Origin of the sequence: Sphingomonas silueang (assembly GCF_040049155.1) — a bacterium.
In the GTDB taxonomy this organism is placed as follows: domain Bacteria; phylum Pseudomonadota; class Alphaproteobacteria; order Sphingomonadales; family Sphingomonadaceae; genus Sphingomonas; species Sphingomonas silueang.
Genome location: NZ_JBDZDK010000015.1, coordinates 1 through 23,102, shown reverse-complemented (window position 1 = coordinate 23,102; position 23,102 = coordinate 1). Strand labels below are relative to the sequence as shown.

The 23,102-nt window shown below is 68.8% G+C and carries 21 protein-coding genes; 11 read left to right on the top strand and 10 right to left on the bottom strand.

Translation table 11 applies throughout. The features are described 5' to 3' along the window. Window positions 1–137 precede the first annotated feature (137 nt). The 3 genes from ABLE43_RS14250 to ABLE43_RS14240 all read left to right on the top strand — a co-directional run bounded on the left by ABLE43_RS14250 (window position 138) and on the right by ABLE43_RS14240 (window position 4,367). Entirely contained in the window at window positions 138–1,268 is a 1,131-nt protein-coding gene (locus ABLE43_RS14250; RefSeq protein WP_348979101.1) for a phosphoserine transaminase, read from the top strand. Window positions 1,269–1,394: 126 nt separating this feature from the next. Further along, the gene (gene serA / locus ABLE43_RS14245) at window positions 1,395–2,972 is read left to right on the top strand and encodes a phosphoglycerate dehydrogenase (protein WP_348979100.1); all 1,578 of its coding nucleotides are present in this window, start codon (window positions 1,395–1,397) and stop codon (window positions 2,970–2,972) included. A 291-nt stretch (window positions 2,973–3,263) separates the two neighbouring features. Continuing rightward, complete coding sequence (locus ABLE43_RS14240) at window positions 3,264–4,367, top strand: ATP phosphoribosyltransferase regulatory subunit (protein WP_348979099.1); 1,104 nt, start codon at window positions 3,264–3,266, stop codon at window positions 4,365–4,367. A gap of 38 nt (window positions 4,368–4,405) precedes the next feature. Here ABLE43_RS14240 and ABLE43_RS14235 read toward each other — a convergent pair whose 3' ends face one another. Beyond that, complete coding sequence (locus tag ABLE43_RS14235) at window positions 4,406–4,915, bottom strand: Ros/MucR family transcriptional regulator (protein WP_348979098.1); 510 nt, start codon at window positions 4,913–4,915, stop codon at window positions 4,406–4,408. A 249-nt stretch (window positions 4,916–5,164) separates the two neighbouring features. Between ABLE43_RS14235 and ABLE43_RS14230 the strand changes: the two genes are divergently transcribed. Next, complete coding sequence (locus ABLE43_RS14230) at window positions 5,165–6,550, top strand: sensor histidine kinase (RefSeq protein WP_348979097.1); 1,386 nt, start codon at window positions 5,165–5,167, stop codon at window positions 6,548–6,550. Between the two features lie 117 nt (window positions 6,551–6,667). On the opposite strand, the gene ABLE43_RS14225 is transcribed toward ABLE43_RS14230, so the two are convergent. Next, entirely contained in the window at window positions 6,668–9,409 is a 2,742-nt protein-coding gene (locus tag ABLE43_RS14225) for an Rne/Rng family ribonuclease (RefSeq protein WP_348979096.1), read from the bottom strand. A 521-nt stretch (window positions 9,410–9,930) separates the two neighbouring features. Here ABLE43_RS14225 and ABLE43_RS14220 point away from each other — a divergent pair. Continuing rightward, window positions 9,931–11,160 (top strand): N-acetylmuramoyl-L-alanine amidase, encoded by a 1,230-nt coding sequence (locus ABLE43_RS14220; RefSeq protein ID WP_348979095.1) that lies wholly within the window; start codon window positions 9,931–9,933, stop codon window positions 11,158–11,160. A gap of 109 nt (window positions 11,161–11,269) precedes the next feature. Here the strand turns inward: ABLE43_RS14220 and ABLE43_RS14215 are convergent, their stop codons facing one another. Continuing rightward, window positions 11,270–12,838 carry a lysine--tRNA ligase gene (locus ABLE43_RS14215; protein ID WP_348979094.1) on the bottom strand — a complete coding sequence of 523 codons (1,569 nt, stop codon included), beginning with the start codon at window positions 12,836–12,838 and terminating at the stop codon, window positions 11,270–11,272. A 90-nt stretch (window positions 12,839–12,928) separates the two neighbouring features. Between ABLE43_RS14215 and ABLE43_RS14210 the strand changes: the two genes are divergently transcribed. The 4 genes from ABLE43_RS14210 to ABLE43_RS14195 are packed head-to-tail and all read left to right on the top strand — an operon-like array spanning window position 12,929 to window position 16,010. Continuing rightward, the gene (locus tag ABLE43_RS14210) at window positions 12,929–13,822 is read left to right on the top strand and encodes a bestrophin family protein (protein WP_348979167.1); all 894 of its coding nucleotides are present in this window, start codon (window positions 12,929–12,931) and stop codon (window positions 13,820–13,822) included. 53 nt (window positions 13,823–13,875) lie between these two features. Further along, a complete protein-coding gene (locus ABLE43_RS14205) occupies window positions 13,876–14,196 on the top strand; it encodes a hypothetical protein (protein ID WP_348979093.1) in 321 nt (106 codons plus the stop codon). Window positions 14,197–14,206: 10 nt separating this feature from the next. Continuing rightward, window positions 14,207–15,157, top strand: a complete 951-nt coding sequence (locus tag ABLE43_RS14200; protein WP_348979092.1) for a glutathione S-transferase family protein — start codon at window positions 14,207–14,209, stop codon at window positions 15,155–15,157. A 40-nt stretch (window positions 15,158–15,197) separates the two neighbouring features. Continuing rightward, on the top strand, window positions 15,198–16,010 hold the full coding sequence (locus tag ABLE43_RS14195) for a glutaminyl-peptide cyclotransferase (RefSeq protein ID WP_348979091.1): 813 nt from the start codon (window positions 15,198–15,200) through the stop codon (window positions 16,008–16,010). Here ABLE43_RS14195 and ABLE43_RS14190 read toward each other — a convergent pair. The 5 genes from ABLE43_RS14190 to ABLE43_RS14170 all read right to left on the bottom strand — a co-directional run bounded on the left by ABLE43_RS14190 (window position 16,003) and on the right by ABLE43_RS14170 (window position 19,400). Continuing rightward, window positions 16,003–17,613 carry a cisplatin damage response ATP-dependent DNA ligase gene (locus tag ABLE43_RS14190; protein WP_348979090.1) on the bottom strand — a complete coding sequence of 537 codons (1,611 nt, stop codon included), beginning with the start codon at window positions 17,611–17,613 and terminating at the stop codon, window positions 16,003–16,005. The two genes, ABLE43_RS14195 and ABLE43_RS14190, sit on opposite strands and share 8 nt — an antisense overlap. Window positions 17,614–17,636: 23 nt before the next feature. Beyond that, window positions 17,637–17,822: a DUF1328 family protein gene (locus ABLE43_RS14185; protein ID WP_348979089.1), complete on the bottom strand. Its 186-nt coding sequence runs from the start codon at window positions 17,820–17,822 to the stop codon at window positions 17,637–17,639. 123 nt (window positions 17,823–17,945) lie between these two features. Then, a complete protein-coding gene (locus tag ABLE43_RS14180) occupies window positions 17,946–18,443 on the bottom strand; it encodes a Dps family protein (RefSeq protein WP_348979088.1) in 498 nt (165 codons plus the stop codon). 103 nt (window positions 18,444–18,546) lie between these two features. Further along, window positions 18,547–19,110, bottom strand: coding sequence for a TMEM165/GDT1 family protein (locus ABLE43_RS14175; RefSeq protein WP_348979087.1), 564 nt, complete (start codon window positions 19,108–19,110; stop codon window positions 18,547–18,549). Window positions 19,111–19,115: 5 nt separating this feature from the next. Then, the gene (locus tag ABLE43_RS14170; protein WP_348979086.1) at window positions 19,116–19,400 is read right to left on the bottom strand and encodes a hypothetical protein; all 285 of its coding nucleotides are present in this window, start codon (window positions 19,398–19,400) and stop codon (window positions 19,116–19,118) included. Window positions 19,401–19,583: 183 nt separating this feature from the next. Between ABLE43_RS14170 and rpmG the strand changes: the two genes are divergently transcribed. After that, window positions 19,584–19,751 carry a 50S ribosomal protein L33 gene (rpmG, locus tag ABLE43_RS14165; RefSeq protein WP_055761635.1) on the top strand — a complete coding sequence of 56 codons (168 nt, stop codon included), beginning with the start codon at window positions 19,584–19,586 and terminating at the stop codon, window positions 19,749–19,751. Window positions 19,752–19,849: 98 nt separating this feature from the next. On the opposite strand, the gene ABLE43_RS14160 is transcribed toward rpmG, so the two are convergent. Beyond that, complete coding sequence (locus ABLE43_RS14160) at window positions 19,850–20,164, bottom strand: hypothetical protein (protein WP_348979085.1); 315 nt, start codon at window positions 20,162–20,164, stop codon at window positions 19,850–19,852. A gap of 172 nt (window positions 20,165–20,336) precedes the next feature. Here ABLE43_RS14160 and ABLE43_RS14155 point away from each other — a divergent pair, with 172 nt between their 5' ends. Continuing rightward, window positions 20,337–21,254 (top strand): hypothetical protein, encoded by a 918-nt coding sequence (locus ABLE43_RS14155; RefSeq protein ID WP_348979084.1) that lies wholly within the window; start codon window positions 20,337–20,339, stop codon window positions 21,252–21,254. A 6-nt stretch (window positions 21,255–21,260) separates the two neighbouring features. Here the strand turns inward: ABLE43_RS14155 and ABLE43_RS14150 are convergent, their stop codons facing one another. Then, window positions 21,261–22,739: a lipopolysaccharide biosynthesis protein gene (locus ABLE43_RS14150; RefSeq protein WP_348979083.1), complete on the bottom strand. Its 1,479-nt coding sequence runs from the start codon at window positions 22,737–22,739 to the stop codon at window positions 21,261–21,263. Between the last annotated feature and the right edge of the window lie 363 nt (window positions 22,740–23,102).

The window sequence follows — 23,102 nt, the reverse complement described above, 5'->3', positions numbered from 1 at the left end:
GTTCCGTTACGGAAGTAATGATCTTGCGCGAACGTGCCTGAAAATCGCTGCTTGTGCCCCGGATGCGACATCGCTAGGGGCCGCGGCGGGCCACGCTGTCCCAACGCAGCGCGTGCTCTCTGTGAGGAGAGACTGACATGACTGAGCTTCCGCCGAAACCGGCCACGACTCCCGCTCGCCCCTATTTCTCGTCCGGTCCGTGCGCCAAGCCGCCGGTCTGGTCCGCCGACAGGCTGAACCCGGTGAGCCTCGGGCGGTCGCACCGCTCGAAGATCGGCAAGCAGCGGCTGCAATATTGCATCGACCTGATGCGCGAGCTGCTCAAGCTCCCCGACACCCACCGCATCGGCATCGTCCCCGGCTCCGACACCGGCGCGTATGAAATGGCGATGTGGACGATGCTCGGCGCACGGCCCGTCACCGCGCTGGCGTGGGAGAGCTTCGGCGAGGGCTGGGTGACCGATGCGGTCAAGCAGCTGAAGATCGATCCGACGGTGATGCGCGCCGACTATGGCCAGCTGCCCGACCTGTCGGCGATCGACTGGACCAACGACGTGCTCTTCACCTGGAACGGCACGACCAGCGGCGTGCGCGTGCCCGATGCCGATTTCATCCCGGCGGACCGCGAAGGGCTGTCGTTCGCCGACGCCACTTCGGGCGTGTTCGCCTATGACATCGACTGGACCAAGATCGACGTCGCGACCTTCTCGTGGCAGAAGGTGCTGGGCGGCGAGGGCGCGCACGGGGTGCTGATCCTCGGCCCCCGCGCGGTCGAGCGGCTGGAGAGCTACACCCCGGCATGGCCGCTGCCCAAGGTCTTCCGCCTCGTCTCCAAGGGCAAGCTGACCGAGGGCATCTTCAAGGGCGAGACGATCAACACGCCGTCGATGCTGGCGGTCGAGGATGCGATCCTCAGCCTCGAATGGGCCAGGTCGCTCGGGGCCGACGGCCTCATCGCGCGCAGCGACGCCAACGCCGCGGCGCTCGACAGGATCGTGGCCGAGCGCGACTGGCTCGGCCATCTCGCCGCCGATCCGGCAACGCGCTCGAAGACCAGCGTCTGCCTGACCGTCGCGGGCGCGGACGAGGCGCTCATCAAGAAGATGGCGGCGCTGCTCGAGGCCGAAGGTGCCGCGTACGACGTGGCGGGCTATCGCGACGCTCCGGCGGGTCTGCGCATCTGGTGCGGCGCGACGGTCGACACCGCCGATATCGAGGCGCTCGGGCCATGGCTCGACTGGGCCTATGCGACGGCGAAGGCCGGCTGACGAATAGCCCTCTCCTTCAGGGGAGAGGGTTGGGAGAGGGGCATGCAGACGCCCCCTCCACCCGCTCCCCGATTCCCCCTCTCCCCGGCCCTCTCCCCCGAAGGGGAGAGGGAGAAGGAATTTGACATGCCCAAGGTACTGATTTCCGACAAGATGGACCCGAAAGCCGCCCAGATCTTCCGCGAACGCGGGGTCGAGGTGGACGAGATCACCGGCAAGACGCCCGAGGAGCTCAAGGCGATCATCGGCGAATATGACGGCCTCGCCATCCGCAGCTCGACCAGGGTCACCAAGGACATCCTGTCCGCCGCGACCAACCTGAAGGTCGTCGGCCGCGCCGGGATCGGCGTCGACAACGTCGATATCCCGGCGGCGTCGGCGGCGGGCGTGGTGGTGATGAACACCCCGTTCGGCAATTCGATCACCACCGCCGAACACGCCATCGCGCTGATGTTCGCGCTCGCCCGCCAGCTGCCCGAGGCCGATGCCTCGACCCAGGCGGGCAAGTGGGAGAAGAACCGCTTCATGGGGGTCGAGCTGACCGCCAAGACGCTGGGGCTGATCGGCGCGGGCAATATCGGTTCGATCGTCGCCGACCGCGCGCAGGGGCTGAAGATGAAGGTTATCGCCTTCGATCCGTTCCTGTCGCCGGAACGCGCGCTGGAGATCGGCGTCGAGAAGGTCGAGCTGGACCAGCTGCTGGCGCGTGCCGACTTCATCACGCTGCACACGCCGCTGACCGACCAGACGCGCAACATCCTGTCGGCGGAGAATATCGCCAGGACCAAGAAGGGCGTGCGCATCATCAACTGCGCGCGCGGCGGGCTGATCGACGAGGCGGCGCTGAAGGCGGCGCTCGATTCGGGTCAGGTCGGCGGCGCGGCGCTCGACGTGTTCCAGACCGAACCGGCCAAGGATTCGCCGCTGTTCGGCACGCCCAACTTCATCTCGACCCCGCATCTGGGCGCATCGACCAGCGAGGCGCAGGTCAATGTCGCGATCCAGGTCGCCGAGCAGATGGCCGACTATCTGGTGTCGGGCGGCGTCACCAACGCGCTCAACATGCCCTCGCTGTCGGCGGAGGAAGCGCCGCGGCTCAAGCCGTACATGGCGCTGGCGGAGAAGCTCGGCAGCCTCGTCGGGCAGCTGACCACCGGCGTGATCGCGCGCGTCTCGGTCCACAGCGAGGGTGCGGCGGCCGAGCTGAACCAGAAGCCGGTCGTCGGCGCGGTGCTCGCGGGCTTCCTGCGGGTGCAGTCGGACACGGTGAACATGGTCAACGCGCCCTTCCTCGCCAAGGAACGCGGCATCGAGGTGCGCGAGGTGCGCAACGACCGCGAGGGCGATTACCACACGCTGGTGCGCGTCAGCCTCAAGACCGAGGCGGGCGAGCGCTCGGTTGCGGGCACGTTGTTCGGCAACGCCCAGCCGCGCCTCGTCGAGCTGTTCGGCATCAAGGTCGAGGCCGATCTGGCGGGGCACATGCTCTATGTCGTCAACGAGGACGCACCGGGCTTCATCGGCCGCATCGGCACCGCGCTGGGCGAGGCAGGCGTCAACATCGGCACCTTCCACCTCGGCCGTCGCGAGGCGGGCGGCGAGGCGATCGTGCTGCTGTCGGTCGACGAAGCGGTCAGCCCCGAGCTGGTGGCCAAGGTGCGCGCGCTGCCGGGCGTCAAGACGGTGATGCCGCTGACCTTCTGATCGCTGTCCGATCGGCGAGGGGCGGGCTGTCGGGGCGACCCGGCAGCCCGTTTTCGTTCGGGAGACCTGCGCGCCGTATGACGGTCGACATCGTCGCGACGCCGACCGGGAGCGAACCTCCGCGTCTTCGCGCCTCCGCGTGAACCCGAATTTGATTCACGCGGAGGCGTGGAGGCACGGAGAGGTTTCGATACCGGGCCAGTCGCGCACCATCGATGCGATAGCCTGCCTTCCGATCGCGCGCGCAACGCCTGCTTTCCCGCTGCATCCGCAGCCGCTAGGGGAAGTGCCATGCACGATACCGGCCTCCTGCCCGAAGGGTTTCACGATCGCCTGCCCCCCGCCGCCGACGCCCTGCGCCGGTTCGAGCATGCGGTGCTCGGCGTGGCGCACGGCTATGGCTATGAGCAGGTCGATCCGCCGCTCGCCGAGTTCGAGGCGGGGCTGGCCGGGCGGCTGAAGGGCACGCGCGTCACCGATGCGGTGCGCTTCGTCGATCCGGTCAGCCAGCGCACGCTCGCCATCCGGCCCGACCTGACCGCGCAGGTCGCGCGCATCGCCGCCACCCGCATGGGGCACCACCCGCGCCCGGTGCGGCTGTCCTACGCCGGGCCGGTGCTGAAGCTGCGCGCGAGCGAACTCAGCCCCAGGCGCGCGCTGCGGCAGATCGGCGCGGAGCTGATCGGGCTGGACAGCGTGGGCGCCGCGATCGAGATCGTCACCGTCGCGGTCGAGGCGCTGCGCGCGGCGGGCGTCACCGGCCTGTCGATCGACTTCACCCTGCCCGATCTGGTCGCGACGCTGGCGGGCGATCTCTCCCCGGTCCACCGCGCCGCGTTGATCGCCGCGCTGGATGCCAAGGACGCCGGGCGGGTCGCGGCGATCGATCCCGCCTATCTGCCGCTGGTCGAGGCGGCGGGGCCGTTCGCGCCTGCCCTCGCCCGGCTGCGCACCGCCGACGGTGCGGCGCGCTTCGCCGACCGGCTCGATGCGATCGAGGCGATCGTCGCGACGCTGGGCGACGATATCGCGGTCACGCTCGACCCGACCGAGCGGCACGGGTTCGAGTATCAGACATGGCTCGGCTTCTCGCTGTTCGCGCGCGGGGTGCTGGGCGAGGTCGGGCGCGGCGGCAGCTATGCGGTGTGCCATGCCGACGGCGTCGAGGAATCGGCGGTCGGCTTCTCGCTCTATGCCGATGCGCTGCTCGATGCGGGGCTCGGGCGGCAGGAGCGGCGGCGGCTGTTCGTGCCCCATGGCACCGATCCGGCGGTCGCGGCGCGGCTGCGCGGGCAGGGCTGGGTGACGGTGGCCGCGCTCAACCCCGCCGACACGCCCGAGGCGCAGTTGTGCACCCATGTCTGGCAGGGCGACATGGTCCGGTCGCTTGGCTGATCGGGTTGGGGGAGCGGGCGCGCCGCCCCCCGGACCATTTACTCGGCAGCGGCCTTGGGCTTGCGACCGCGACGGCGCGGCGCTTCGCCCGTCTCGGCGTCCGCGGGCGCGGCATCGTCGGTGGTGCGTGCCTTGCGGCCGAGGCCGATCCGCTTCGCCATGTCGCGGCGGCTCTGCGAATAGGTTTCGGCGACCATCGGATAGTCGGGACGCAGGCCGTAGCGCTCGCGATAGGTTTCGGGGGTCAGGCCATGACCCGCGAGGTGGCGGCGCAGCGTCTTGTACGGCTTGCCGTCGATCATCGACAGGATGTGGTCCTTCGACGCCAGCGACTTGCGCACCGATACGGCGGGCACATGGTCCTGCTGCGGCTGGGCCTCTTCCTGCTCCGGAGCGCCGGACGCGAGGCCGAGCACCGTCGCGTGCATCGTCTGAAGGAACGCCGGAACATCCTCCGCCGCGACGCGATTATTGCCGTTGTTCAGCCACGCAATCGTCAGTTCGGCCGCAAGCTCGATCGCATTCAGTTCGGAACCGTCGTCTGCCATGATATTCTCCTTCGATGACGATGCGCATGCGACGCATAATGGTTCCCGTCAATGGGTCCATTCCGGATGGTTCGACAATAGCGTCGCCGATCGAGCCATTAGTTCGTCGCTGGTCCCTTCGGACGATAGAATATTCGCCGACGTTGACAAGGTTAACGGTCATGCGAGTATTTCGGGATGCGATTATCCCATGATAACCGACCGGTCCCGAACGCGGCAGGGTTTCGACCGATACTGGCCGAGGCGGCGGTGACCGAACGATCACAGGCCGCGCCGCCAGTGACGTCGATCGAACCGGGAGCGCCGATCTGGCACGATATCGTGGAACAGTTGCCGGTCGCGGCATGGATCGGCGACGGGAACGGGCGGATGCTGTGGGGCAACCGGCGCTGGCGCGACGAGATCGCTGCCGGGACGGTTGCCGATTACTGGACCGACCTGCTTCAGCCGGACGAAATCGATGCGGTTCGCGCGGCATGGCAGGCGTGCGCCGTCGAGGGACAGGCATTCGCCGCGCCGGTATCCTTCGCGACGCCGCGCGGGCCGCACCGCAGGACGGTGACGCTGCGTCCGATCCTGTCCGCCTCGGGCACCGCGACCCGGTGGGTCGGGGTCATCGCCGACGACGAGGCCGAACTGCGCGCCGAGAGCGACCGGGCGGCGACCCGCGCCGAACTCGACACGCTGACCAACGCCATGCCGCAGATGGTGTGGGCGACGCGGCCCGACGGCCATCACGATTATTACAACGCGCAATGGTACCGCTTCACCGGCATGCCCGACGGTTCGACCGACGGCGAGGGGTGGAACGGCATGTTCCATCCCGACGATCAGGATCGGGCGTGGACGCGCTGGCGGCACAGCCTGACCACGGGCGAGGATTACGAGATCGAATATCGCCTGCGCCATCACAGCGGCGTCTATCGCTGGGTATTGGGGCGGGCGCTGCCGGTGCGCGGGGCCGACGATGCGATCGTGCGCTGGATCGGGACCTGCACCGACATCGATTCGGCCAAGCGCGCCGCCGAGCAGAACGAGATCCTCAGCCGCGAGCTGAGCCATCGCATCAAGAACATCTTCGCGGTCATCACCGGCCTGCTGCGCATGTCCGCGCGGCAGGACCCGGCGGCGCGGCCCTTTGCCGACCGGCTGGCCGGACGGATCGCGGCGCTGGGCGCGGCGCACGACCTTGCCCGGCCGCACAGCGAGCGTTCGCGCCCGACGGTCGGCGATGCCGCGACGCTGCACCATATCCTCGCCGAACTGCTCCAACCCTATGACGCAAGCCAATGGAGCATCACCGGCGACGACGTGCCGATCGACGATCGCGGCGCGACGCCGATCGCGCTGGTGTTCCACGAACTGGCGACCAACGCTGCCAAATACGGCGCGCTGTCATGTCCGCAGGGGCATGTGACGCTCGGCAGCACCCGGCGGGGCGACCTGCTGATCCTCGACTGGTGCGAACGCGGCGGCCCGGTGGTCGACGGGGCGCCCGATACGAGCGGCTTCGGCACCAAGCTGGCCGCGCTCAGCATCGAGCAGCAGCTGGGCGGCACGATCGTCCGCGACTGGCAGCCGGAGGGGCTGGCGGTGCGGATCACCATCGGGGCAGACGCGCTGGTCCGGCGGTAGCGCGCTTCGTGGCCTGCCGGTCGTGATGGCGTCGATACGTTCGTCGATCTGATCCGCCGATCAAAAAAGGGCGGCACCCGCAAGTGCCGCCCTTTCGTTCTCTCCGCTTCGGCGGGATCAGCCGAAGGTGCGCTGCCACCAGCCGCGACGCGGGGTCGGGGAGTCCTCGCCGGCGGTTTCGGTTTCGGGCTCCGCTTCCACCGGGTCGGCAGCGACCGGTTCGGCGGGTGCCGCTTCCGCGACCGGGGTTTCGACCGGGGCGGGATCGGCTTCGGCTTCCACCTTCTTGCGGCGGGTACGCTTGGGCTTGGGTGCGGGGGCCGCTTCGGCCTCCGGCTCCGGCTCGACCGGTGCCGGGGTCGCTTCGGCGGCGGGTTCCGCCTTCTTGCGGCGGGTGCGCTTGGGCTTGGGCGCTGCCTCGGCGACCGGCGCGGCGGCGACCGGCGGTTCGGACGGGGTCACGACCGGCGCGGCATCCCCCGCCTCGATCGTCACCGGCTCGACCGGTGCGGCAGCTTCGGCGTCACCGGCGGGCGCGACCTTGGCGCGCGCGCTCGGGCGGCGGCGGGTGCGCTTGGGGGCCGGTTCGGGCGCGACCTCGGGCTCGGGCGCGGCGACGGGGGCTTCCCCGGCGACCGGCTCGACGGCTTCGGCGACCGGCTCGACGTCCTCGACCGGAAGATCGCCGATCGCGACCGCACCATCGGCGGCATCGAACGCAGCGTCGCCGCGACGACCGCCGCGACGGCCCCGGCGGCGGCGCTTGCGCCCGTCGCGCCGGGCACCGTCGTCGTGCGCCTCGGCGGCAACCGGCGCTTCGCCGTCGACCGTCTCGTCGGCGGCGTCGTCCTCGGCGTCCTCTTCCTCGGCAGCGTCGGCATCGCCTTCGCCCTCGTCGGCGCTTTCCTCGGTATCGCCTTCCTCGCGGTTGCGACCGCGACGACCGCGGCGGCGGCGGCGACGCTTGCCGCGGCCCTCGCCCTCATCGTCCTGGCGGGCGCGCGGCGCTTCCTCGACGGCCGATTCCTCGACCTCGACGTCATCCTCTTCCTCGATCTCGTCATAGGCGTCGTCCTCGTCCTCGACGACGACCAGCGGCTCGATCTTCGGCGGATGCGCGGGCGGCGGGCCCGACGCCTCGACGGCCATGCGCGCGCCCTCGATCTCGGCGTCGGGCACGATCTCGACGGTCACGCCATAGCGGTCCTCGACCTCGGCGATGTCGGCGCGCTTCTTGTTCAGGACGTAGAACGCCGCTTCCTGGCTCGCGCGCAGCACGATCAGCGAACCGCGTCCGCGCGCCGCCTCGTCCTCGATCAGCCGGAGGGCGGACAGGCCCGCCGACGAGGCGGTGCGGACGAGACCCGTGCCCTCGCAATGCGGGCACTGGCGGGTCGATGCCTCGAGCACGCCGGTGCGCAGCCGCTGGCGGCTCATCTCCATCAGCCCGAAGGCGGAGATGCGGCCGACCTGGATGCGGGCGCGATCGTTCTTCAGCGCCTCCTTCATCGCCTTCTCGACCTTGCGGACGTTGGACCCGTGATCCATGTCGATGAAGTCGATCACGACGAGGCCCGCCATGTCGCGCAGCCGCAGCTGGCGCGCGATTTCCTGCGCCGCTTCGAGGTTGGTCGCGGTGGCGGTCTGCTCGATATTATGCTCGCGGGTCGACCTCCCCGAGTTGATGTCGATCGACACCAATGCCTCGGTCGGGTTGATGACCAGATAGCCGCCCGACTTGAGCTGCACGACCGGATTGTACATCGCGGCCAGCTGATCCTCGACATGTGCGCGCTGGAACAGCGGCACGGCGTCGGCGTACTGCTTCACCCGGCGGGCATGCGCGGGCATCAGCAGCCGCATGTAATCCTTGGCATGGCGGAAGCCGTCCGGGCCCTCGACGATCACCTCGTCGATGTCCTTGTTGTAGATGTCGCGGATCGCGCGCTTGATGAGGTCGCTGTCGCCATAGACCAGCGCGGGTGCCGACGAGGTCAGCGTCTGTTCGCGGATGCCGTCCCACAGGCGGGCGAGATAGTCGAAGTCGCGCTTGATCTCCTGGCGGCTGCGCTGGAGCCCGGCGGTGCGCACGATGCAGCCCATCGACGCCGGGAGCGTCAGTTCGGCCATGATCGACTTCAACCGCTTGCGGTCGGCGGCCGAGCTGATCTTGCGCGAGATGCCGCCGCCGTGCGCGGTGTTGGGCATCAGCACGCAATAGCGACCGGCAAGGCTCAGATAGGTGGTGAGCGCCGCGCCCTTGTTGCCGCGCTCTTCCTTGACGACCTGCACCAGCAGCACCTGCCGCCGGCGGATCACGTCCTGGATCTTGTAGCGACGGCGCAGGTTCAGGCGGCGCTGGCGCAGCGCCTCGACCGCGGCATCGTCGCCGCCGTTCTTGCGGGCGCGCGGCGCGGGGGTTTCGCCTTCCTCGTCGGCTTCGTGATCGTCCTCGTCCTCGTCGCGTTCGACGACCTCGACGCCGCCTTCATGGTCGTCGTCATGGTCGTGATCGTCGTAATCCATGTCGTCGTCATGGTCGCCCGCCCGCAGCGCGGCTTCCTCGGCGGCATGTGCGGCCTCTTCGGCCAGCAGCGCGTCGCGGTCTTCCTTCGGGATCTGGTAATAGTCGGGATGGATTTCGCTGAAGGCGAGGAAGCCGTGGCGATTGCCGCCGTAATCGACGAACGCCGCCTGCAACGACGGTTCGACCCGCGTCACCTTGGCGAGATAGATATTGCCCTTGAGCTGCTTGCGCTCGGCCGATTCGAAATCGAATTCCTCGATCCGGTTACCCTTGACGACGGCGACCCGGGTCTCCTCCCGGTGGCGTGCGTCGATCAGCATCCGCGTGGTCATGATAGTCTCTCCGGGCGCGCACGATCGAACGGAGCGTCGGCGCGCCATGGCGCGCGGCGGGGATCATGCCCCGTGCCTGCGCGCGATTGCTGGGATATGCGTCTGCTCGAGCGGCAAGCCCGGAAACCTCCGGGTGGACAGCCGTCGCCCGAACGCCGGCCGCGAAAGCGGCGCGGGCGGGGCGGGACGGAACTTGCCACATGCGAGCGTCAACCTGAACTAGCCCCGCTGCGGGGTCGCTGCGGGGGGATGTGCCGGGTCCCGAGCGGCTGTGCGCCGGACCGACATGGATCAGTGCGTAGCACCGCCCCCGCGACACGGCAACAGCGGCAACAGCGACCGGGGGGATCGTTGCGCTAGCGTAGCAAATGCGAACAAAAGGTTAATGCGCGATTCAGCGTGCTGGTTCACGCGGGGTTGATGGCCATGGGCGCATCACGGCATCACCAACAGGTGGGACAGGTGCCGACGCGATGGTTTTGAACTGGACCGGGTTCGTGAACCCACGGCATGGGGAGGGCATGGGATGGATGCTCGCCATGCTTTCGATCTGGTTCGGCGGCGCGCCCGCGGCGGCGCGCGCGGTCGAGGAGGTGCGGGTGTCCGACGACCGCATCGTCGTGCGCTTCGACGAGAGCGTCGCGGCGGCGGCGAGCTTCGCGCTGACCGGGCCGGACCGGATCGCGCTCGACGTCGACGGCGCGGTGCCCGGCGGGCGGCGGCAGGCGGGCGGCCCGGTCGCCAACGTCCGGCTGGGCGCGCGCGGGAGCGAGGGGACGCGGATCGTGTTCGACCTGGCCGAACCGGCGCTGGTCACCGCCGGGCGCTTCTCCGATTCGGGGCGCAAGCTCACCCTTACGATGCGACGGGTCGGCAGCGAGCGCTTCGTGCGCGCCACCCGCGATGCGCGGATGCAATTCTCGACTGGGCTGGTCGCGGCGGCGAGCGTACCGGTGTCGTCGGCAGCGGCGGTGGTGGTCGATCGTCGCGCGGCGGCATCGGTCCGCGTGCCGCCGGGGCGCCGCACGCTGGCGCTGCCCCGGGTGCAGGGCGACAGCGATCGGCCGCTGGTGGTGATCGATGCCGGGCACGGCGGGCATGATCCCGGCGCGATCTCGCCGCACAGCGGCTTGCGCGAAAAGGATTTGACGCTGAAGGCGGCGCGGGCGATCCGCGACGCACTGCTCGACGGCGGGCGGGTGCGGGTGGCGCTGACCCGCGATCGCGACGAGTTCCTCGTCCTCCAGGAACGCTATGCCATCGCGCGGCGGCTGGGGGCCAGCCTGTTCATCTCGGTCCACTGCGACAGTGCCGACAATCCCAATGCGACCGGGGCGAGCATCTATACCCTGTCCGAAGTGGCGTCGGACCGCGAGGCGGCACGCCTCGCCGCGCGGGAGAACAAGGCGGATATCCTCGCCGGGATCGATCTCGGCAAGCAGAGCGCCGACATCTCCTCGATCCTGATCGACCTGACCCAGCGCGAGACGATGAATGCCTCCGCCGGTTTCGCCCGGCTGCTGGGGCGCGAGGCGAGCGGCAAGGTGCCGCTCAAGCCCAATTACCACCGCATGGCGTCGCTGATGGTGCTCAAGGCCCCCGACCTGCCCTCGATCCTGTTCGAGACGGGCTATATCTCGAACGAGGCGGATGCCGAGCGGCTCGATTCGGTTGAGGGCCGCCGCGCCATCGCCCAGAGCGTCCGCCGCGCGGTGGAGGTGTATTTCGCCCGGCGGATGGCGGCGCGATAGGGCCACGTCGGCCCCGCCGGAACACCGTTCGTCCCGAGCATCGTCGAGGGACGGGGCACGAATGCCCCGCGCGGTGTCTCGACTTCGCTCGACACGAACGGTTCGATGGCTACCGCGCCAGCGCCTCCGCGATCAGGCGGCGCGAATTGTCGATGCCGTACAGCGCGATGAAGCTGCCCATGCGCGGCCCCTGCGGCGTGCCGAGCAGCGTTTCGTAACAGGCCTTGAACCAGTCGCGTAAGCTGTCGAACCCGGCGGTCTTGCCGATTTCGTACACGACGTTCTGGATATCCTCCGCGCTCGCATCGGCGGGCATCGCCGCCAATTCGGCATCGAGCCGTTCGAGCGCGGCGCGCTCCACCCCGGTAGGTGCGCGGCGCACCGGCGGCTCGGCCACGTCGCGAACATAGGCGAGCGCATGGTCGATCAGCGCGTCGAGCGCGGGGTAGCGTTCGGGCGAGGCATCCTCGACATAGTTGGCGAGATAGCCCCACACCTGCGGCTTGGTCGCGTCACCCATCACGCCGACGAGGTTCAGCAGCAGCCCGAACGTCACCGGCAGCGTATCGGCGGGCGGTTCGCCGCCATGGATGTGATGCACCGGATTGCCGAGCCGCTGTTCGACCGGCTGCGCGGCGTAATTGGCGCGGAACTGCCAATATTCGTCGATCGCACGCGGAATGACGCCGAGGTGCAGCTGCTTGGCCTTCTTCGGCTCGCGATAGGCGTAGAAGGCGACGCTCTCGGGCGGGCCATAGGTCAGCCATTGTTCGAGGCTGAGGCCGTTGCCCTTGGACTTGCTGATCTTCTGGCCGTGCTCGTCGAGGAACATCTCGTAGTTGAAGCCCTCGGGCGGGCGCGCGCCCAGCACCCGCGCGATCTTCGAGGATTGCGTGACCGAATCGATCAGGTCCTTGCCCGCCATCTCGTAATCGACGCCCAGCGCCACCCAGCGCATCGCCCAGTCGACCTTCCATTGCAGCTTGGCGCCGCCCGACAGGATCGACTGTTCGATCCGCTCGCCCTCGTCGACGAACGCGACCATGCCGGTGTCGGCATCGAGCACCTCGACCGGCACCTGCAGCACCACGCCCGACTTCGGACTGATCGGCAGCACCGGCGAATAGGTCGCGCGGCGCTCCGCCCCAAGCGTCGGCAGCATGATGTCGAGGATCGCCTGGATGTGGCGCAGCACGCCCTTCAGCGCGTCGTCGAACTTGCCGCCGCGATAATAGTCGGTCGAGGAGGCGAACTCGTAGTCGAATCCGTACTGGTCGAGGAAGCTGCGCAGCCGCGCGTTGTTGTGCGCCGCGAAGCTGGCATGCGTACCGAACGGATCGGGAATTTCGCTCAGCGGCTTGCCCAGATGCGCGCGCAGCATGTCGCCGTTCGGCACATTGTCCGGCACCTTGCGCAAGCCGTCCATATCGTCGGAAAAGGCGATCAACCGGGTCGGCTGGTCCGACAGCTCCATGAACGCGCGCCGCACCATCGTCGTGCGCAGCACTTCGTTGAACGTCCCGATGTGCGGCAGGCCCGAGGGGCCATAGCCCGTCTCGAACAGGATCGCCGCGCCGCCCGGCTTTCCGTCCGGATAGCGCTTCAGCAGCTTGCGCGCCTCTTCATAGGGCCAAGCCTTTGAAACCAATGCTGCATTGCGGATCAGGTCGTTCGTCATCGCCGCGTGATAGGCGTTTGCGCGCGCGATTTCTACATTTCGCAATATTTTGCAACGCAACCATGGATGGGGTTGCGCGTAACCGGGGGCATGATCGTCACCGCTACCCCCCGCTATACCCGCATCGTCGCCGAGGTCTGGAAACCGGCGCTCGCGCTGTTCGTGTGGGACGTGATCGTCACGATCATCTATTTCGTACTGCCGTTCCGCGCGCCCAGCCTGCCGCTGACGCTGTTCGGTTCGGCGCTGGCGCTGTTCCTCGGCTTCCGGGTGAATTCGGCCTATGCCCGCTGGTGGGAAGCGCGCGGGCTGTGGGGACTGATGATCAATGCCTCGCGCAATCTCGCGCGTGGCGCCATCTCGTTCATCGGGCCGGAGGACAGCGGCGAGAAGCGCGACCTGAAGCGGTCGATCGTGCTGCGCCACATCGCCTATGTCCATGCGCTGCGCTGCCAGCTGCGGCGGCAGGATCCGAAGGACGAGGTCCACCGCTTCCTGTCGCGCGACGAGGCGGGCGATCCGCTGGGCCGGACCAATCCGGCCAACGGCCTGCTCGACGGTACCGGCGCGCGCATCGCCGAAAGCCGGCGGCGCGGCTGGATCGACAGCATCCAGCAGACCAGCCTCGAAAGCGTGCTGATCGATATCGCCAATGCGCAAGGGGGGATGGAGCGGATCAAGAACACCCCGCTGCCCAACCAGTACCGCTTCTTCCCGTCGCTGTTCACCCGGCTGTTCTGCGTGCTGCTGCCGATCGGGCTGGTCGAGACGCTGGGCATCGCCACGCCGCTCGGGTCGGGTATCGCGGGGCTGATGTTCCTCGCGACGCTCCAGATCGGCGAGGATCTGGTCGATCCCTTCGCCAATACCGTGCATGACCTGCCGCTCAACGCCATGTGCCGCACGATCGAGATCGACCTGCTGCAGGCGATCGGCGATCCGGCGCCCAAGCCGTTGCAGCCGGAGAAGGGCGTGCTCTGGTAACGGAACGCTGGCGCGCGCCGATCGCTTGGGCCCAAGCGATCAGGAGAGCGACGATGGCCGACGAGCATAAGCCGACGAAGAAGATGGCGGCGAACGCCGAAAAGGGACTGAAGCTGCGCGAGCGGTTCGACCGCGGCGGCACCGAGGTCGGCGTGAAGCGGGCGAAGCAACTGGCCGACGGCAAGCCGCTGTCCGATGCCGATGTGAAGTCGATGCACAGCTATTTCGCGCGGCACAAGGTCGACAAGGATACCAAGGCGCACGAATGGGGCAACGACGACGATCCGTCGGCGGGCTATATCGCATGGCTGCTATGGGGCGGTGACGAGGGCCGCGACTGGGCCGAGCGGCAACACGCGAAGCTGGCGGACTGAGAGGGCACCTATGGGCATGTTGCAGGACGGGGCGTGGACCAGCGACACGCCGGTCGCACCGACCGACGCCAGGGGCAATTTCCAGCGGGCCGACAGCGGCTTTCGCGACTGGCTGACCTCCGACGGATCGGCGGGGCCGGACGGGCAGGCGGGATACCGCGCCGAAGCGGATCGCTATCACCTCTATGTCAGCCTCGCCTGTCCCTGGGCGCATCGCACGCTGGTGGTGCGCGCGCTCAAGGGACTGGAGGCGCTGTTGCCGGTGACGGTCGTCGGGCCGCTGATGGGCGAGCAGGGCTGGAGCTTCGCGCAGGCGTTCGGCGGCAGCGGCGATCCGGTGAACGGCGCGGATCATCTCCATCAACTCTATGCGAAGGCGAAGCCCGGCATGACCGGCAAGGTCACGGTACCGGTGCTGTGGGACAAGCGCGAGGGGCGGATCGTCAACAACGAATCGTCCGAGATCATCCGCATGCTGAACACTGCGTTCGACGCGCTGGGCGCGAAGCCGGGCGATTTCTACCCCGCCGAGCTGCGCGGCGAGATCGATGCGGTCAACGATCGCGTCTATGGCGCGGTCAACAACGGGGTGTACCGCGCAGGCTTCGCGACGACGCAGGCGGCCTATGACGAAGCGGTCGGCGAATTGTTCGCCACGCTCGACTGGCTGGAGCAACGACTGACCGGCGACTGGCTGGTCGGCGAACGGCTGACCGAGGCGGACATCCGGCTGTTCACCACGCTGGTGCGGTTCGATCCCGTCTATCACGGGCATTTCAAGTGCAACGTCCGCCGGTTGCTCGACTATCCCCGCTTGCGCGGTCTGGCCGAGCGGATCGCGGCGCTGCCCGGCGTTGCCGACACCATCGACCTCGACCAGATCAAGGCGCATTATTATCGCAGCCATCGCCAGATCAATCCGACCGGCATCGTGCCGGCGGGTCCGGCAGTGCCGTTCTGACCGGTTCAGCCGGCGGCAAGCGAGGAAGGACGATAGCGCGATGATGACCAAGTTCGCCTGGATGCTGCCCGCGCTGCTACTCGCGCCTGCCGTCGGCGCGCAGACCTCGCCGCCCGCCCCGGCGGCCGCAACCGCGCCGGTGCCGGTCGAAGGGATCGCCGCGCGGATCGTCGCGCGCTATCCGCACGACCGCACCGCCTTTACCCAGGGACTGGTGTGGGCCGACGGCGACCTCTACGAAAGCACCGGCCAGCCGGGGGTGAGCGACGTGCGCCGGGTGCGCCTGTCGGACGGCAAGGTGCTGGCCCGCACGAAACTGCCCGGCAGGCAGTTCGGCGAGGGGCTGGCACTGGACGGCAAGGCGCTGGTCAGCCTGACCTGGACCGACGGGATCGCCCATCGCTGGGACCGTTCGACGCTGAAATCCATCGGCCAGGCACGCTATCCGGGCGAGGGCTGGGGGCTGGCCAGCGACGGCAACTCGCTGATCCTGTCGGACGGCACGCCCGAGCTGCGCTTCGTCGATCCGAAGACGTTCAGGGAGCGCCGCCGCTTGACGGTGACGGCGAACGGCCGCCCGGTCCACAACCTCAACGAGCTGGAGATGATCGACGGCAAGCTGTGGGGCAATATCTGGCACCGCGACTATATCGTGCGGATCGATCCCGCGACCGGCGCGGTCGACGCACTGGTCGACCTGTCGCCGTTGCGGGCCGAACTGGGGGCGCTCGATCCCGAAGCGGTGCTGAACGGCATCGCATGGGACGCGGCGGGCAAGCGGCTGTTCGTGACCGGCAAATGGTGGCCGACGCTGTTCGAGATCGCGCTGGAACCCGCCGCGCCGGTCAACTGACCAGCTTCAGCAGCGTCGCAATGTGATCCGCCTCCACGGCGGGCTTGTCGCGGCGGATGCGGCTGATGCGGGGAAAGCGCATCGCGACGCCCGACTTGTGCCGTTTCGACGCATGGATCGAATCGAACGCGACCTCGAACACCAGCGACTTCTCGACCTCGCGCACCGGGCCGAAGCGCGCCGTGGTGTGCTGGCGCACGAAGCGGTCGAGGTCCTTCAGCTCGGCATCGGTGAACCCCGAATAGGCCTTGCCCACCGGCAGCAGCTCGCCGCCCGCGGCCGGATCGGCGGTCCAGCAGCCGAAGGTATAGTCGCTGTAGAAGGACGACCGCTTGCCGCTGCCGCGCTGGGCGTACATCAGCACGCAATCGGCGACGAGCGGATCGCGCTTCCACTTGTACCACAGCCCGACGCGCCGCCCGCCGACATAGGGGGATGTGCGGCGCTTCAGCATGACGCCCTCGATCGCCGAATCGCGTGCGCCCGCGCGCAAGGCGGTGAGCGCGGCGAAATCGGTGGCGTCGATCAGGCGCGACAGATCGAACGTCGCCGGATCGAGCCGGGGCACGAACGCCTCCAGCCGCGCCCGCCGCGCCGTCCACGGCAGGTCGCGCAGATCCTGCGCGCCGTCGAACAGGATATCGTAGAGTCGGACGAAGGCGGGATAGTCGGCCAGCATCGCCTTCGACACCGTCTTGCGCCCCAGCCGCTGTTGCAGCGCGTTGAAGCTGGCCGCTCCGGCATCCTCGGCATGCAGCGCCGCGCCCTGTTCATCGCCGCGCACCAGCAGTTCGCCGTCGAGCACGCCGTCGATCCCGAAGGCGGCGGCCACTTCGGGAAAGGCGGCGGTCACGTCGTCGCCGCCGCGGCTGTAGAGCCGGGTCTGGCCCCCGGCGCGGACCAGCTGCACCCGGATGCCGTCCCATTTCCACTCGGCGGCATAGTCGTTCAGGTCGACGACCAGATCGTCGAGCGGATGCGCGAGCATGAACGGGCGGAACACCGGCAGGTCGGCGGCATGCGGCTGTTCCCCGCGGCCGTCGGCCCAGGCGAACAGCGCGGCATAGGGCGGGGCGAGGCCGTGCCACACCTCCTCCACCGCATCGACGTCGAGGCCGAACGCCTGCGCCAGTGCGGTCTTGGCCAGCCGCGCCGAGATACCGACGCGCAGGCCCCCGGTCGCCAGCTTCAGCAGGGCATAGCGTTCGTCCGATTCGAGCCGGTCGAGCATCGCCGCCAGCGCCGCCGGCGCCTGCGCGCGCGACAGGGTGGCGAGGGTGGTGACGACGTGGTCGAGCGTCAGCGGCGGCGCATCGGCCGGGCCGCCCGGCGGATCGGGCCATAGCAGCGCCACCGTCTCGGCGGTGTCGCCCACGAAATCGCGGCTGAGCGCGAACAGCACCGGATCGGTCCGTTCGGCGATCAGCGCGCGGATGACGGCGGGCTTGACCGCGGGCAGGTCGAGGTCGCCGGTCAGCGCGGCGATCGCCCAGCCGCGATCGGGATCGGGGGTGGCGCGCAGATAGTCGCCGATCAGCGCCAGCTTGGCGTTGCGCGACCGGGTATAGATCAGCCGGTCGAGCAAATCGGCGAAGGCGCGCATTCAGCCGCGCCCCCCGTCCGTCGTCAGTCGAGCGCCTTCTTGACGCCCTTGCCCGCCAGCAGGCCGAGGATCAGCAGCACCACGAACACCGCGATCGCGACGAAGAACAGGATCTTGGCGATCCCGACGAACGCCCCGCCGATCCCGCCGAAGCCGAGCGCGCCGAGCACCAGCCCGGCCACCAGAAATACCACCGCCCATTTCAACATCGTCTGTTCCCTCACCGATCCGGTCCACAATCCATACGGACAGCTTGCAATCGGCACAGCGCAGGGCGGACGGCATGGTTCCCCCCGCCGACGCGATCGGCATCGGCAGGGGACGCATCGGCATCACCCCTTGCGGGCGGCTTCGAACAGGAACCAGGCGCGTTCCTCGGCCTGGTCGATCCAGTCGTCGGCAAGGCTGCTGGTCGCGGTATCGCCCGCGTCCTCCGCCGCCTCGCGCGCCTCGCGCAGCCGCTCGACCAGCTTGAGATTGTCGTCGCGCAGTTCGGCGAGCATGTCGTCGGGCTTCACGAAATCCTTGTCATTGTCCTTGATCGCGGTGCGCCGGGCGACGTCGCCGATCGAGCGCAGCGTGGTGTTGCCGGTCTTGCGCACCCGCTCGGCGATCACGTCGGTCACGGCGAGAATCTGCGACGCCTGATCGTCGAGCATCAGGTGATAGTCGCGGAAATGCGGGCCGGAGACGTGCCAGTGGAAGTTCTTGGTCTTGAGGTAGAGCGTGAAACAGTCCGCCAGCGCGGCGTTCAGCCCGTCGGCGACGGTCACGGTCTTGTTGTTGGGCAGGTCGGTCGGCGTGTCGAGCGCGGGATTGATCTGGGCCATGGCGGTTGCTCCATATTCGGTTCGCGGGGGCAACGATCGCCGTGGCGAATCTTTCCCATGGCGGCCAATGCGAAAAACCGTGGAGGCTGATCGAACGGCTGGATCACAGCAGCCGCAGCGCGCCCAATCCCGTGACCGCGCCCACGACCAGCAGCAGGCTGCCCGCAACGATGCCGATCGCCCTGCGCGGCAGCCGGGTCCAGCTGCGCTCGCCCAGCAGCGTCGCCGCGACGACGGGCACCGCGCCCGCCAGCGTGCCACCGATCGCGCCGAGCCAAGGTTCGGGATTGCGGGCGACCAGTGCGAAGACGAGGAACTGGCTGCGGTCGCCCAGCATCAGGATCAGCGTACCGAACAGCGCCTTGAGCGCGCCGGGCAGCCGCCACCCCTCCAGCCGGTCGAACCCGCGCGGGGGCCACAATGCCGCGCCCCCGGCGGACAGCAACCCCAGTGCCAGCAACAGCCCGCGCGCGTTCGGGGTCAGGTGCGGCGCGATCACCACGCCCCCGACCGCCGACAGCGCGAATCCCGCCGCCAGCGCCAGCACCGCGCCCGGCCACACCGCCTGCGCGCCGTGCCGGTCGGCCAGCACCGCCGCCAGCAGCGCGGGCCGGTCGGTACATCCGGCCAGCAGCACCGCGACGAATGCAGGGACGAGCGGGTCCAAGCGTGTCAGTCGGCGAGGCGCACGGCGCAGGCGGCGGCGAAGCTCTGCGCGGTCGCGGCGTCGCGCCTGCCGCAGCGCACGGCTTCGCGGGCGAGCGCGGTCAGTTCGGCGATCGAGCGCCGCTCGCCGCGCGCAAGGGCGGCATCGACCGCCGCCAGCACCGACAGCGCGGGCAGGCTGTCCTGCGCGGTCGCGATCGCGCGAATCGCATCGATCTCGGCGGCACGGCTGCTCGCCGGGTGGCACCGCAGGGCATGTTCCGCATCGATATGGGCCGACTCGATCCGCATAAATCCTCCTCCAACACGCTGTTTTGGAAGCTATCTCCAGTTCGTTACGAGGGCGTGAAGGCACGCCGCCTTGACTTTCGCGCGACGCTGGCCCAAGGGCACCGGTCATGCAGCGGTCCGCGCATCGGCGGGCCGCTTTTCGTTGTCATTTCACGGGCGTCAGGCCCAAGGGGTTTTTGGGTCATGGCAAAGCCGACCACCGTCAAGATCAAGCTCGTCAGCTCGGCCGACACCGGCTTCTTCTACGTCACCAAGAAGAACCCGCGCAACCAGACCGAGAAGCTGACCTTCCGCAAGTATGACCCGGTCGTGCGCAAGCATGTCGACTTCAAGGAAGCGAAGATCAAGTAAGGCCGCGCACCCCGGCATCGGCCGGGACTGCCGAAACGCTTCGCCCGTCGGTCGCCCATGCGTGACCGGCGGGTTTTCGCATGGGCGTGTTCCGGGCGTCAGCGCTCGCCCTCCCGCCCCGGATCGCGCCCCGGATCGCGCGATGCGTTGAAGGCATCGACCGCGGCGTCATGTCCCGAGCCGTTGCTCAGGAACACCAGCCCCATCAACGCGGTGCCGAGCAATACCGACAGCCCGACCCCGGCGATGGTCGCGGCGGCGATCACCCAGTTCATCGTCCCCAGCCACCACCACAGCCCGGCCAGCGCCACCAGCGCCGCACCGAGCGATACCAGCGCCATCCATGCCAGCATCCGGCGGAAGCGCCGCCAGGCGAAGGCGGCATAGGCCGGGTCGTCCAGATCCTGTCCCATGGCCGATCCATGCGCGCGAACCGGCAAAGTCTCAAGGGCGCGGGGCACCCGCCTGCGGCGGATCGGCGCGGAAGCGCAGGGAATGCCCGGATCGACTGCGATCACCGGTCAACGTCCGGCAGCGATGCGCGGCATTGACGTGCGCTTAACCGCCCGGCGATAGTGGACGGCGATGGCCTCCCTCGCCGCGCACCTGAACTGGCACCTCAAGCGGCGCTGGCACCGCCGGCTGGCGAAGGGCATCCTCGCTACGGTGCCGTTGGTGCCGCGCGACGACGGGGTCATCCTGTTCTCGATGATCGGGCGGGCGGTGCTGCTGCCCTATCTGGTCGCGGTGAAGTCGCTCCATCGCAACCTCGGGCGTGGGCGGGTGGTGATCCTCGACGACGGCACGCTGACCGCGGCCGATCATGCGCTGCTCGCGGCGCAGCTCGGCGATCCGCGCATCCTGTCGATCGCGGCGGTGGATACCGGCGACTGTCCGCGCGGGGGCACGTGGGAGCGGTTGCTCGCCATCCTCGACCTGCGCGCCGACGCCTATGTCATCCAGGTCGATTCGGACACGGTGTCGCTGGGCGACATGCCCGAGGTGCGCGCGGCGATCGATGCGGGCCGCGACTTCACCCTGCGCGGGGAGGCGAGCGCGGTGTTGCGCGATGTCCATGCCGTGGCGGCCGATCATGCCGGCATCGATCCGCGCGCGCCGGGGCTGCATGTGCAGGATGCGGCGGAAGCGGCGCTGGGCCGGGTGCGGGACGGCGGGCGGCTGCGCTATGTGCGCGGCTGTTCGGGGTTCGCCGGTTTCGCGCCCGGCGGGCCGGGGCGCGAACTGGCCTGCGGCTTCTCCGCGGCGATGGCCGATGCGATCGGCGCGGCGGGCTGGGCACGCTGGGGCAGCGAGCAGGTGACGTCGAATTTCATGATCGCCAACGGGCACGATCCGCTGTTGCTGCCCTACGACCGCTATCTCAACCATTGGAACATGCCGCTGCCGCCCGATCCGGCGTTCGTCCATTTCATCGGGACGCATCGTTTCCGGGGCTGCAACTATCTGAACGCGACCCGCGCCGCGATCCGGCGGCTGCGCTAACGCCTGCTAACGCCCGCGAACGAGCGCGATCGCCTGCACGACCGCCTGCCGGGCGAAGGCCAGCAGGAACAGCCCATAGGCCGCGCCGCCGACCCCGACCGCCAGCGCCAGCCGGGCGACATGGGTCTGCGGCATCGCCAGCGCCTGCACGCCCAGAACCGCCGCCACCATCGCCACCCCGGCAGCGAAGGCGGGCAGCAGCGCGCGAACGAACCGGCGCGGCGGCAGGCCGATGATCGGCAGCGCCCGCATCGCGACGATCGCCAGCAGGATCGGATGCGCCACGATCCATGCCGCGGCGATGCCGTGGATGCCGAACCGTCCCCCGACCAGAAAGGCGAGGGGGAGCAATATCGCCCCCACCGCGGTCGTGCCCGCCGTGGTTCCCGGACGCCCCATCGCGTCCACCGCAGACGGGAACAGCGCCTGCAGCGTCCAGAACGGCATGGCGATGCCGAGCAGCGTCACCAGCGGCGCCGCCTCCCGCCACTGGTCGCCCAGCGCCAGCGCGACCACCGGCTCCGCCGTCACCGCAAGCCCGAGGAAGAAGGGGATCGCCACCAGCATGATGAGCCGGACCGACCGCGCGAAGCCTTCCGCCACCGCCGCCGCGTCATGCTGCATCCGGGCATAGGCGGAAAAGGCGACCTCGTTCAGCGGCGGCACGACCTTGTTGGTGAAGATCTGGGTCAGGAACAGCGCGGTGGTATAGATGCCGACCGCGTGCGAATCGAACGATCGCCCGGCGACGATGATGTCGGCCTGGCTCTGCGCGAAGCCGAGCAGGCTCGCCCCCGCGACGATCCCGCCATAGCGCGCGAGATGGCCCGCACCGCGGAAATCGAAGCTCGGCCACATCCATGCGCGGGCGGCGATCATCAACCCGACCGCGCGGGTGGCGAACAGCACGATCGGCGCCAGCACCAGCGTCCACACGCCCAGCCCGCCATAGGCGCCGGCGACGGACGCCAGCGCCCCCGCGACCGACGACAGCAGATTGACCTGCGCCTGCCAGCGGAACGCCATCTCGCGCGCCAGCAGCGCATAGGCGAAGGAGAGGAACGGCGTCGTCAGATAGAGCAGCGTCTGCACCCGCAGCAGCTCGGCGACCATCGGGGCGGCATAGAAGCGCGCTACCAGTGGCGCGACGAGGAACTGGACCAGCGCCAGCGCCCCGTTCAGCAGCAGGAGCATGCCAAGCACCTGGCGCTGCTGTCGCCGATTGACCTCGCCGTGCTGGATCAGCGCATTGGCGAGGCCGTGCCCGTTCAGCATGTTGAGCAGCATCAACACCACACCCGTCATCGCGACGAGTCCGTAATCGGCCGGCGTCAGCATGCGGATGACGAGGAAGGTCGATCCCCACGCGATCAGCTGCCCCGCGATCTGGCTTCCCGACCGCCATAGCACCGCCGATCGGACCTGCCGGCCCAGCGATTCGCGTGATTCGGGCGCAACCGCCGCTGATTCGGGGGAAGAAGTCATCGGGACCGCCTGTACCAGATGCCGTTGCATCCGCGTAAACCGGCGGAAATCCGCCGATCTGAAACCTTCCCGACATAAAAATGCAAAAAGTCGTTGACGGTCTGCGTCACCGCCCGTAGAGGGCTGTTCACCGGACGGGGCGAGCCACCAGGAACGCTTCACCGGAGCAGCGAAAAGCAGGCGACGCACCGCCCCTCCTCAAAAAGGGGTCAGGATGCGACGCCGGTATTTTCGTCTCGCTCTTTGACATTGTAGTTTAGATGAAGGGACATGTGGGCGGCGGCTTGCGGTCTGGGCCATTCAAGGTGGTTTTGGATCGTTTAAAGTTTAAGCTGGCTCATATGTCTCGTTACAACCACCATA